The 12401-nt window shown below is 47.5% G+C and carries 7 protein-coding genes; all 7 read right to left on the reverse strand.

Features of this window, described 5'->3' with window-relative positions:
• Positions 1-49: 49 nt before the first annotated feature.
• The 7 genes from MKY74_RS21965 to MKY74_RS21995 all read right to left on the reverse strand — a co-directional run bounded on the left by MKY74_RS21965 (position 50) and on the right by MKY74_RS21995 (position 12303).
• The gene (locus MKY74_RS21965) at positions 50-3571 is read right to left on the reverse strand and encodes a discoidin domain-containing protein (protein WP_076164981.1); all 3522 of its coding nucleotides are present in this window, start codon (positions 3569-3571) and stop codon (positions 50-52) included.
• Positions 3572-3855: 284 nt separating this feature from the next.
• On the reverse strand, positions 3856-5130 hold the full coding sequence (locus MKY74_RS21970; protein WP_076164978.1) for a Gfo/Idh/MocA family protein: 1275 nt from the start codon (positions 5128-5130) through the stop codon (positions 3856-3858).
• Positions 5131-5230: 100 nt separating this feature from the next.
• Complete coding sequence (locus MKY74_RS21975; protein ID WP_076164976.1) at positions 5231-6913, reverse strand: response regulator; 1683 nt, start codon at positions 6911-6913, stop codon at positions 5231-5233.
• A 12-nt stretch (positions 6914-6925) separates the two neighbouring features.
• Positions 6926-8656: a sensor histidine kinase gene (locus MKY74_RS21980; RefSeq protein ID WP_076164973.1), complete on the reverse strand. Its 1731-nt coding sequence runs from the start codon at positions 8654-8656 to the stop codon at positions 6926-6928.
• Positions 8657-8695: 39 nt separating this feature from the next.
• The gene (locus tag MKY74_RS21985; protein ID WP_076164971.1) at positions 8696-9574 is read right to left on the reverse strand and encodes a carbohydrate ABC transporter permease; all 879 of its coding nucleotides are present in this window, start codon (positions 9572-9574) and stop codon (positions 8696-8698) included.
• A gap of 45 nt (positions 9575-9619) precedes the next feature.
• Positions 9620-10525 carry an ABC transporter permease gene (locus tag MKY74_RS21990; RefSeq protein ID WP_186320021.1) on the reverse strand — a complete coding sequence of 302 codons (906 nt, stop codon included), beginning with the start codon at positions 10523-10525 and terminating at the stop codon, positions 9620-9622.
• Between the two features lie 113 nt (positions 10526-10638).
• Positions 10639-12303 (reverse strand): extracellular solute-binding protein, encoded by a 1665-nt coding sequence (locus MKY74_RS21995; protein ID WP_076164969.1) that lies wholly within the window; start codon positions 12301-12303, stop codon positions 10639-10641.
• Positions 12304-12401 lie beyond the last annotated feature (98 nt).

Below are 12401 nucleotides of genomic sequence, written 5' to 3' on the forward strand. Positions count from 1 at the left end.
CAAGTTAGTCAAAGAAGGTGTCTCAACCCTCACAAAGAACTCTATAAAATCATTTGGAATGCATGCGGTTCACCAAATCTCGCAGCGGCCCCAGGTCGGCCGTCGCGTCGTACGGATAACGATTCAGCACCTGCAGCAGCAGTTTACGCAGCGTTCCGTCGTCCGTTTTCTTCAGCAGATCTTCCACTTGCGCAATCAGCTGCTTATACTCCTGAATATGATCGGGTCCGTACACCTCGAATTCAAAGAAGGAGTTTCCGAATACGGTGGCACGTTTCACACCCTGGAATTTGACGTAACGCGCCTGCTGCGGATCGAACGTAATGATATCCAGAAGATTGCCCTTAGAGGTGATCACTCCGTCACCGCCGGACACATTCGTCCAATTCGTTTTGTCCGTAGATACGAGCAGCTGGTATTTTTCGGCGTAGGCTCCTTGCCACTTGATGATGACCTTGCCGACGTCTTTTGGCTTGCCCAGATCGACGATAAACCACGCGTCATCCACGTAAGCGCTCGACCATCTGGACAGTGGAGACATATCCCCGTCAACCGCCTTGTCAGAAGAGTAATACGGGAATTCGAGTTCGGACGACTCCGCGGCCTGATGGAGCGCCAAATTATCGCCGCTCAGCAGCTCGATCGGTTTATTGTAGATCATGACGTTATCCAATACGCCCTGATACGCATTCGTTTCGCTTCCGATCCGCAGCGTCGGCAGCACAAGCGTATATAATTTCGGATATTGTTCCTCCAGCCTTTCCACGTATTCGTCCAAATTAACGAACAGTGTCACGCCTTTTTTGTCGCCCTTCAGCGTGATATGCGTCCACTTGCCTTCCGGAACCGAGTAGTTAAACGTACTGTCGTAATGCTCCTTTGTGAAACCAAGCTTGCCGCTGCTGCCTTGTTTCAATTTTAGCGTTCCGGCCGGAGATTCCATCAATACAGCGTTATCGGGGTTGTTTTTGTCAGGTTTGATCCACATCGAAACCGTCCAGCCGAAACCTAAGGCATCGATCGGCGTTTGAATGTAGCTCTTCCCGCCATTCAGTCGAACACCATTGCCGTATTTTCCTTCCGTCATATTGACGTTCACGCCCTTGCCGTCAAAGCGGTTTCCGGATTCGTCCTTGAATTTGTTCTCAAAAAGATACGAAATAACTTTGTTATCATTGTTGCTTACGGTGATTTTGTGGGACATGTCGGCGTTTGGCGCATCGGCGATTGCCTTCGCCCGCTGCTCGAATTTCTCATAGGATCGGTCATCCCTCGTTCCGGTCCACATTTTTTCCGAAACTGCTTGAATTCCCGGAAGCAAACGCTCATGCGAATCGTCCATCGACAGGCCGTTGGCTTCGGACACGTCATTCCATAAGCAGAACATACCGCCCTTGACGCGCGGATGGCCGTAAGGAAGTGTCGTCGATTCCCACTTCACCGGCTCCCACTCATTGTAGATGAATTGGGAATTCAAATAGTCTCCGTATAGAGTAGGGACGATGTACAGGAATACGTTTTGGGTGTTGATGACGTCATAGCCGAGATCCACTGCCTGCTGCGGAGAACCATAAGGTTCATGCCATATGTTCATGGTAGCGTCGGTGCTGATCGGCGTCGTGCCGTTATGTTGTGTAAGTTCGCCCCACAAATGCGGATGTTTGCCTTTGCTGTTGATATGCTTGATCATCGTATCCATATAACCGCGGAACACTTCGGTATTTCCGCCGTATTCGTCTGTACCGATGTTGACGTCCGGACCGATGAACGTCGGATCATTTCCTTCCACATATTCATCCCATAAAGATTTGACGAACTGAACGGTTTCCGGTTTGGTAATATCGAGCCCCCGGTCATTTCCAAGCGCCGGATTGTAGGAAGTGAATGCTCGGGAATGTCCCGGCGTATCGATTTCCGGAATGATGTTTATGCCGTATTCCATGCCCAGCAGTTGCAGATCCTTAAATTCCTGCTTCGTATAATGGCCGTTCGGACTTGCCAGCCCTGGATAGGTGGTGCTTTCGAGACGGAAGGCGGCCGTCGTGCCGTCCGCAAACGGTGTACCGACGTCATCGTTCAAATGGATTTGGAATGTGTTCATTTTGTACCAGGACAACAATTTCACGTAATTTCGGAGAAAATCGATCGTATAAAACTTGCGCGCGACATCGATCATCAATCCGCGCTGGGCGTATTTCGGATAATCCATGGCTTCGCCTCTCGGAATCGTCCGGTCCGGATGCTGCTTGATAATTTGCAGCGCGGTTCTCGTACCGTAAAACGCTCCTTTGGCGGACACGGAAGCGATCGAAACGTAATCGCCGACCTTGAAACGGTTGCCTTCTTCGCCGAGCCTTGTCAGGGATGGATCGATGGACAAGTACAAATCACCGGCTTTCGGTTTGCCGGCCACAATCTTGAGATCATATCCGGTCAAATCCAGCAAATCCCGGCGGGTCAGCTCGGCCGTATTCCGCAAAGCGGATTCGTCTTGCGGATTCACGACGATGCGCGAAGAGTTTTTTAGCCTAAACTCGCCGGTATCCCCGTACCATTCCTGCAGGGACGGAATGACGTCCGGTTCGGCGTTCCGGTCCGGAGTTTGCTTATGCAGTCCCGGCACCACGACGGGAATATTCCCCGAAATCAGCTTCCGGTTCGGGTCCTTCTCATCTTCCACTTGTACGATGAGATTGACTTTGGCATCCACCAGCGGTGTACGGATTTGGCCGTCCTGGTCGATAACAGGCTGGCGGTCGCTTCCATACAGACTGACTTGATAACCCTCGGGCACGTCCACATCCGACCAATCGAGTTTCGTTTGTCCAGGCTGGACTTTCAATGACGCAGAGACATTGTCGATGATCGTTTGCAAATCATGTAATTGGTACACTTCGAACTCATAAAAAGAGTATCCGTACAGCGTACCTTCGACAGGCGCCCGTTTGACACCCTGGAATTTTACGTACCTTGCCTCTCGCACAGAGAAGTCGATACTTTCGACGCCACCTCTGCATTGAATAATGCCGTCATTATCCCTGACGTTCTCCCAGTTCTCACCGTCAACTGACACGAGGATTTTGTAAGTGTCGGCAGGGGTTTGCCAGCGAATGACGACGCGGTCGATATCCTGCGGTTCGCCAAGATCAACGTAAAACCACTGGTCATCTTCTATTGCGGAAGACCATCTGGTGTTTCCTTTCCCGTCCACGGCAAGCTCCGGATTCAAATAGTCCACTTCGTTGCCGGAAGCGAAAACCGGTTTATTCAGAGCCAAATTGGTTCCGCTGAATGTGGAGGATGCAGCCATCAGACTAGCGGCTTCATCCTCTTGGGGCACCTGTGGGAGCGTACCGGGATCCTCGCCGTAAACGGCATCGGTGACATTTGGGGGCTTATCGCCATTTTCTTCTTGCAGTTGAGGCGGCAGATCATTTGGCCCGACAGCTGAAGCATGCATGATGTCCTGAGTTACGGGCTTCGCGAGCGCGGCTGTCGGTTGAACGACAGGTGTAAGCAAAACGGCAGCAGCTAGCAGTACAGAAAAGGCTTTCATTTTTGTTTTCTTCATTGGTCCCTCCATGCATAATTTAGTTTGATGGAAAAGCCTTATATTATCTCGTCAAACGAATAGATCCCCCCTTTCACGGAATTCGGAACATGCCTTATATTGAAACCGCTTTCAAAAAAAAGAAAACTCTCGTTCCCATTTCCTTCTTTACTCGCGAACTTACGCAGCATCCTGGGCACACACTTCGCAAGCCCGGACGCCGCGGATGTCCGCCATGATTACTTCGCAGCGAGTGATTCTGTTGAATATTAGGCTTTCCCACATCGTCTCACAGATTTCAACAATCAAACGCCCGCTTCTTCCTTCTGATACATCTCTGTCAGCTTGATGCTTCTGCCCTGCTGCAGACGAGATCGTTCGGAAGCGAAGGCCATCAAATGGCTTTGCAGGGAAGCTGTAGCCGATGTAAGGCCTTGGGTCATGTTGCGATCAAACTTATGTACATTTTGGAGGAAGGAACTCACCATGCGCTCATCCCCTCCGCCGTGACCGTCTCCCTGAACGCTGCATTTAATTTCAACCTCTTCTCCCGTCGTATAGCGGTACAGCGTAAATGAGCCCTTATCCATATCGCCAATGATCTCACCCTGCGTGCCCATAATCTGCACACGGCGAGTAGCGCTCTTGGTCAATCCTGACATAATAAAGCTAGCGTTGGCACCGCTGGCAAATTCCATATTGACGACCTGATGGTCGACAACATTGTTATCGCAGCGATAGACGCAGCGGCCGAACGGTCCTCCTTTAAGGGCCCGGATAATGCCTTCCTGTGATAAATCGTGCGTCATATAGCGCGCCCAATGATCGGCAGGCTGCTCCAAATACATTTTAATCGCTGAAAAGGCACATTCCCTCTCTGCTTCGCAGCCAGCGATGCAGCGGTCGGCTGCACCCTCCGGCGCGTTCTCGGCTTTAAAATGAAGCAATGAGCCAAAGGAGCTGACCGCTGTGCACGGCTCATCCATCAGCCAGGAAATGAGGTCCAGGTCATGGCAGGATTTAGCCAGAATCATCGGGCTTGTTTCCTCGGAATTGCGCCAGTTGCCGCGTACGTAGCTATGAATCATATGGTGATAGCCTACGTTCTCTGTCAGCTGAATGGTGCCTATTGCCCCCAGCTCCCCATCCTCGATGCATTTCTTGATGCCCGACCAGAACGGGGAATAACGAAGTACATGCGTGACCGCCAGCAAACGCTTATGCTTCAGGGAAGCTTGCTCCAGTTCGATGCATTCCTGCACATTCGGTGACATCGGTTTCTCCAGCATGACATGGTAGCCAAGCTCCAGCGCCTTCAATGCGGGTATATAATGCATCCGATCAAGCGTGCAGATGATCATCACGTCGGCTATTTTTCCCTGCTCGAATGCTTGTTCCCATGAATGATAAACATGCTCTTCAGCGATTTGATGAATCTCGGCAAAATGTTGTCTGCGTTCATCATCCGGCTCGGCAACTGCAACAAACTTCAGCTCATTCGGGAATTTTTCCGCATATGGTCCATAGATGTATCTTCCTCTGCTGCCTGCGCCTAATAGTACAGCCGTTAATGCTTTCAATGTTCTTCCCCCTTGCCTATACAATGGCATCGATCATGATTTCATTGTAAGGGGTGACCCCGCGCATCAAAAGAGATCATTGATTACATCCCATATACATTTATTGACCTTGCTGCATCGTTTCGGCACGGGCCGTACGAAAATCCTGAGGTGTCATATCATTTTGCTTCTTAAAGAAGCGGATAAAGGCAAGCGCTGAATTATAGCCGAGCTTGGCGGCAATTTCATTGACCTTCATGGATGTATTGAGCAGCATGTCCTTTGCCATGACATTGCGGTAATCATTTACGTATGTAGACAGTCCAATGCCCGTGATCTGCTTGTAAAGCCTTGATAAATAGGATGGATTCAAACTGACATAATCTCCAAGCGCGGTAAGGGATATATCATCCGCAATATGCTCCTCTATATAGCGATGCACTTTATTGACGACCTCTGCGGGCAACTCTGTTCCCCTGATCGCATTCCATTCAAAATAGCAGTCCGCAATTTGCCAATAGTAAAGAATGAGCTCCGTCCATGAAGCTGTTTTCTCCTGGCGGAACAGCAAATCCAAATTCATCTGGGTATTAATGTAATCTCGCATCTCTTTATTTTTGTGCAAATGCGCCAGAAATACCGCAGATAGTGAATGGTACAGCTCAACCTTTCGACCATCCGGAGTATCCGGATCTTTCCAGCTGTCTGTCAATTCAACAAACAGTTTATTGAACTGCTCCCGGTGATTATTTTCCAGACAGCTCATCAGCAGCTGTACTCGAGCGTGGAACATGCCGTCATGATAGCTTTTTGCCCTCTCTTTTTCTTCGGACTTCTGAATATCCTGATCGGTCATAATGATTTCATGGAACAAGCCACGGCCTTGCATAAGACCGTATTTCATCGCATGAAAACGATCCGACAGCCGATTCCATGGAACGGCCTCGCTGCCAATGAGAAAAGATACGGAGAGGCTCAGCAGCTTTTTGCTGGTAGCCTGTATCGTCTCCAAATTGCCGCTCACATAGCGGTATGCCCGGGTCCATTCCATCGCACCGGTATCCGCCGTTAGCTCCGGACTGGCTTTGGGCTGAAAGATCCATACCATTTTGTTCATGTCAAATACGACGGAGAAGCAGCGCAAATGGGCGGATAAATACTCATCAGCGATATTTTGAAGAGCGTAAGCGAGCAAAGCCTTGTCCGGCGCCGTGAATATTTCCTTCCAGGCATCGATCCGGCCAATCAGCAAATAGACCGGCAGCGATGCGTCGAGCGGAATGTCCATTTCCGCAAAAGCGTCCCGAAGCTGCTGCTCTGTCATCATCTTGCCTTGAAATAAGCCCCAAATATATTCCTTCTGCAAGGAGGGCAGCGCTTTTCTCATTTTGGACTGGGCCCGCATGATCATTTGCGCCTGATCCTGTTCCTCTTCAATTTCCTCTATCGCCCGTTTAACGGTATGAATAATCTTCTCGTCGCTTTCCACTTTCAGCAAATAATCAAAAGCCCCAAACGTTAGGGCGCTCTTCGCATAGTGAAAATCATTGTACCCTGTCAATAAAATAACTTTGCACTTCGGCCACTGCGATTTTATTTCCTGCAGCAGCTCAATACCCTCTATGCCAGACATCTTAATATCCGAAATCACAATATCCATTCGGTGATGAGATAGTACCTCCAATGCCTCATCGCCTGAATAGGCTTTCATGACTTCAAGCTCCAAATGGTCCGTCTTCTCGAACAACTCCAGAAGACCATCAACGATAATCGGCAGATCATCTACGATTAGAAGCCTGTACATGGCGATTCCTCCTTAGCTCATGCTCAGTTTAATAATAGCTTGAAGCCCGCCAAGCTCAGAGCGCGATACGGTAATCCCAAACTCTTCTCCATAACGAAGCTGAATTCTGCGATGAACATTAAACAGGCCGGTTGTCTCCTCCATCTGGTTTGTTGAATAACGCAGCTTCTTGCCTAGCGCTTCGATCTCCTCGTCCGTAATGAACTCGCCGTTATCTTCTACATATATGTACAAAGCATCATTTCGCAGCTTGCTGTGCACCCATAACTCACCCGTGCCCAGCATATTGCCGAGCGCGTACTTATAAGCATTCTCAATAATAGGCTGCAAAATCAATCGGGGCACTTCAATCGGCTGGGCATCGACGTCAAACAGCACTTGTATTCGATCCCCGTAACAGATCGACTGCATCTCCACATAAGTGCGGGAATGCTCAAGCTCCATCTCCAGCGGAATGTCGTCATCATTATGGCGAGTAATAAACTGAAAATATTGCCCGATGTATAAACAAAACTGGTAGGCTTTTTCCTTCTGGGTATCGGATTTAATCAAACGGCAAAGCACGAAAAAGCAGTTATATAAAAAATGAGGATTAATTTGCGATTGCAATCTTTTCAGCTCCGAACGCTGCGTGCGAATTTGCTGCTCATAATTTTCCTCAATCAGTGTTTTCAAAGATTTCACCGTATCGTTAAAAGCCTGGTATAAATAGCCGAACTCATCCTTCCTGCGGTCGATCAGGATCGGCTCCAGCTCGTTTTGCTGCATGCGGCGGAAAGAACGCACCAGCTTGATCAATGGACGGTAGATTAACCGGATTAAAAAGTAGGTAAAGAAAAATACAATAATAACGGCAAGCACGCAGGCCCACCAAAATAAAGCTTTATATACCTGCAGCGAACCGAGAATCATCTCTTCCGGAATGCTCGTTACCATGTAACAATTCCAGAGACTGGAATATTTGAATACAGTTAGAAATCGCTTACTTTTATAATGGATCGTATCATACCCTTCATCCACGTTCGCTGCCTGCTTCTCAAAAGCCAGCTGCTTCATCAGATCATGCAATTCAAGGTCGGGGCCGCTATTGATTTCCCAATCGCGCTCCAGATTAAACAATACGGTCTGTCCTCCCCTGCTATTGCCGATTTGCGCTAAGGTCTCTTTAATTTTGCCGGTTGAGAGCTCTACGCCTACCACATAGAGCGGGTCTTTTTTGCCTGCAGGGTACTGCATCGTAATAAACAACCGGTCCTGCCAATAAATAAAAGGCCCCGTATACAGCTTCTTGTCTGGCTGCATCGCTTCATATTCTTCCGCATTCAGCTTGGTTTCATAGCTGTTGCTCAGCACCGTGCGATCGATCTGCGGAATGTACGCCTTCGACTCACGAATAAACGGACTGGAATTTTTCATTAAATCCAAGCGGTGCTGAATATCCAATATTTTATAAGACCGCTCATAGAAGTTCATCTGCTCACCTGTCGCAGCCACTTCCATTAAGTCCCTGTCCATGACGTAGTTGGGTAAATATCGGCTGATCCGGTCTGCTTCCTGATCCAGAGAGTCTAGATAAAACCGTGTCGTATTCAAAATCGAATCGGATATTTCACTGCGGATATGATCGGCCCCTTGCTCATTCATCATCCAGGTAATAGCCATAAGCGGCAGCAAGGCCGCCAAAAAGGCGGCCATTATTTTTTTGAATATAGAGGAATCCTGTAAAAAGAATATACTTTTCATCGTTTGTTCTCCTGTGCCCGAGATCTACGACCTTCCTGCCTATTCTTTTACACTTCCCATTACAATGCCTTTAATGAAAAACCGCTGCAAGAATGGATAGACAATAAGAATCGGGAAAGCCGCAACGAAGATTTGTGCCGCCCTGCTTGTACGGTCAGACAGCTTGAGCATGAGTTCCACATTTTCTGATTTAATAAATCGAAAATCCATCTTAATAATAACGGTTTGCAAAAAGGTTTGCAGCGGATAATTTTCCGGATGATTCATATAGAGCATGCCATCAAACCAGCTATTCCAATGCCCTACCATCGTGAAAAGCCCCGTAGTCGCCAGTGCAGGCAACGATAGCGGAACATAGATTTTCCAAAGTGTTGCAAAATGCCCGGCTCCGTCAATCCGCGAAGCATCCTCAAGCTCCTTGGGCAAATTGCGGTAAAAGTTCAATAGCAGGATGACGTTGAACACATTGATCGCCGCAGGTAACACCAGCGCCCCGAGAGAATCAATAAGTCCCAAGCTTTTAATGGTCAAATAAGTAGGAATAAGTCCTCCGTTGAACAAAATTGTAAACACAAAGATCCAGGCATAAACGGTTCTTAGACGAAACGCATTGCGGTCCTTGGATAAAGGATAAGCTGTAACAATCGTTAACAGCATGCTTAATGCCGTCCCTGCTACAACCCGCTCTATAGAAACGCCAAAGGCTCTTAAATATTCAGGCTTACCGAACACATTATCATAAGCTGCCGTTGTAAATTCTACAGGCCACAGTGCAACCTTGCCGGCTGCTGCCGCCGAACCCGAGCTAAAGGAAATCGCCAAAATATGAATAATCGGCATTAAGCATAAAAGAGATACAAGAACAAGAAAGAGTAGATTGCTAACTAGAAAAGCCCTTCTTCCGAATGACGGTTTCATGACTACGATCTGTCTCCTTTCTGAATCACCGACTTTTCCACTCTCTTAGAAAATGCGGTAATTCGCTAGTCGGTATGCGAGTACGTAGGATACGGAAATGAAAATAAAAGATACGACTGATTTCAATAAGCCGACAGCTGTGGCAAATCCGAACTGGGCTTGCTGGATCCCCATGCGGTAGACGAAAGTATCAATGATATCGGCACTTTCATAAACCGGCGCGCTGTACAAGTTAAATATTTGATCAAATCCGGCGTTCAGCACATTCCCGATATTAAGTGTAAGCATCAGAACGATGATCGGCATCATGCCCGGCAGCGTCACGTGAAGCGTTTGTTTCCAGCGTCCCGCGCCATCCATTTCAGCGGCTTCATATAGCGTAGGGTTAATTCCGGTCAGCGCTGCCAAATATACAATGGTGCCAAATCCAAATTCCTTCCATACATCGGAGACGACCATGACGTAGGGGAACCAGTTATTGTCGCCAAGAAAGAAGATCGGCTTCATACCGAACCATCCAAGCACCTGGTTCAATATGCCGGAGGAAGGAGACAAAATATCGATCAAAATACCGCTCAGCAGGACCCAGGATAAAAAATGGGGCAGATAGACCAGGGTTTGGAACGTTCTTTTCATCCATTCTCTACGCAGTTCATTAAGTAAAATGGCAATGGCGATCGGCACGAACAAACCAGCTACGATTTTCATGACAGCAATATATACCGTGTTAAAGAAAATACGGCCGATATCCGGATAATCCATTAACAATTGGAAGTTCCTCCACCCGATAAACGGGGAGCCGAGCAGTCCTTTATTCGGTACATATTTTTGAAAAGCCATCATAATTCCAGTCATCGGAATGTAACTAAAAATAATAATCAGAGCCAAACCCGGCAGCAGCATCAAATGAAGCGGCCATTCCTTCTTCCACATTCGCATCAGACTATACATACCTTCACCTCGCTGATTCACTTTTCAAGCTGTGCATACCTTGCTCAAGAACCTGGTTATTCCAGAAAAAAAGAGGGATTGCATCGATTCAATCCCTCCCTGCGCTGCAGATCCTATTTAAGCGATTTATACCACTCGTTAACTTCTTTCGTGATTTCATCGCCGCCAAGCTTCTTCCACTCTGCAACGAATTTATCAAACTCGTCTACGGATACTTGGTTCATTATGATTTTGATGAATATTTCATCACGTTTCTTCGTTAAAATTTCTTGACGGTCTGCCATCGTCGGAGTAGGCGCCCCGTAGAATTTGTTTTGGAGGTATTGCTTGTTATTTTGAATTTCTGGAATATGCGAAAAGGCTCCATGAGGACCAGAGATTATATACTCCCACCACATGCTTGTATCGCCTTCAACGTATTGCATGGCGCGTGCATAACGCGTTTTTTGGTCTGCTGTCTCAAGAATGCTTTCGTCTTTGTTTTCAATGGCTTTGGGCAGGATTTCGCCGTTATTGTCAAATTGTTTGCCGACTCGAAGCGGATTAAGCAGCCAGTAGTTGTTGCCTTTTTCAACTCGGTCTTTACCATACCCATATACTTTCTGCTCTTCTGTCGGATGATTGTCAGCGACGATCCATTGGTTTAACAAACGGATCACGCCTTCCGGATGCTTAGCTTGTTTAGAGATAACATAGTATTCATCAACGCCAAGACCAATTTGATTTAATGTAGGCTTGTTATCAATTGAAGGGATCGGGAACACACCCCATTCTTGAACAACCTTGCCGTCTTTCACAGCCCCTTTCGCAAGCTGCGCCGGTGTCCAGGAAGCGCCAAATACCATACCGATGCTGCCGTCGTAGATGAGCTCAGCAGCTTTTTCCGTATCTTTAACCGAAAACTCAGGATCGATCAACCCTTTTTTGAACATGTCTTGCAGCGCTGCAAGCGCCTTCTTCATCTCGGGCTGAATATCACTGTTCATCAAACCGCCGTTTCCGTCTTCCATCCAAATGTTTTCATAAGCATGATAGCCGTTCAAGAAAGCTCTCAGACCGGTAACGCCTGTCTCTAAACTAAATGGGCTCTTGCTGACCGCAATACCGAAAGCTTCCTTGGTGCCGCCAGGGTTCTTCGCTTTGAACGCTTCGGCAATTTTCAAGAAATCATCCATTGTTTTAGGTTCAGGCAGGCCCAGCTCCTTCAGCCAGTCCGTACGAACGAACAAAAATTGATAGTTGAATGGGTTGTATGAGCTCGGAATCCCCATCATTTTCCCGTCGATCATCGCTGTTTTCATTTGCATGCCGCCGTCCATGGTCAGAAACTTTTTCGTTTCTTCCGTAGCATACTGATCATAAATTTCGGTCAAATCCATGATCATATCCGCTTCCGTAAGCTCTTTAAGCTGTGTAGCGTTTACAGGCAAGAAATCCGGAAGATCGTTGGATGCGATGGCTATTTTTACCCTCTCTTTAAATTGGCTTATATCCGCAACCCATTTGTTTGTAATTTTGACACCGATATCTTTTTCATAAGCATCATAAACTGAGTTTTTGTCGAAGCTTTCACCTTCGTCAAATTTCAAGTAAGGATCGCTTGGCGAAACCGTTGAAACCTCTATCATATCATTGCCGTTTCCTGTGCCTGTCGCTTCGATCGGTTCCTTGGCATTTCCAGATGAATGGTTTGTCTCAGACGACGTTTTGCTGCTGCAGCCTGACATCGCCAATGCAAGCGTCAAGGAGACGATAGCAAGTGCCTTTTTGCTCTTCACATTTTACCCCTCCGGTATATTTCGTTTTAGTTTTCGCTGCAAATTGCACTGCTGGCTTTCATAATCCTAGTATAGAAAGAAGCTCCCCGCGGTTCTAT

The organism is Paenibacillus sp. FSL R5-0378 (assembly GCF_038009285.1).
Classification (GTDB): Bacteria; Bacillota; Bacilli; order Paenibacillales; family Paenibacillaceae; genus Paenibacillus_AQ; species Paenibacillus_AQ favisporus.

Bases quoted from the DNA above. Each gene is read 5' to 3' on its own strand.
- MKY74_RS21965 (WP_076164981.1), bottom strand. From the start codon at position 3,571: ATGAAGAAAACAAAAATGAAAGCCTTTTCTGTACTGCTAGCTGCTGCC.
- MKY74_RS21975 (WP_076164976.1), bottom strand. From the start codon at position 6,913: ATGTACAGGCTTCTAATCGTAGATGATCTGCCGATTATCGTTGATGGT.
- MKY74_RS21980 (WP_076164973.1), bottom strand. From the start codon at position 8,656: ATGAAAAGTATATTCTTTTTACAGGATTCCTCTATATTCAAAAAAATA.
- MKY74_RS21985 (WP_076164971.1), bottom strand. From the start codon at position 9,574: ATGAAACCGTCATTCGGAAGAAGGGCTTTTCTAGTTAGCAATCTACTC.
- MKY74_RS21990 (WP_186320021.1), bottom strand. From the start codon at position 10,525: ATGTATAGTCTGATGCGAATGTGGAAGAAGGAATGGCCGCTTCATTTG.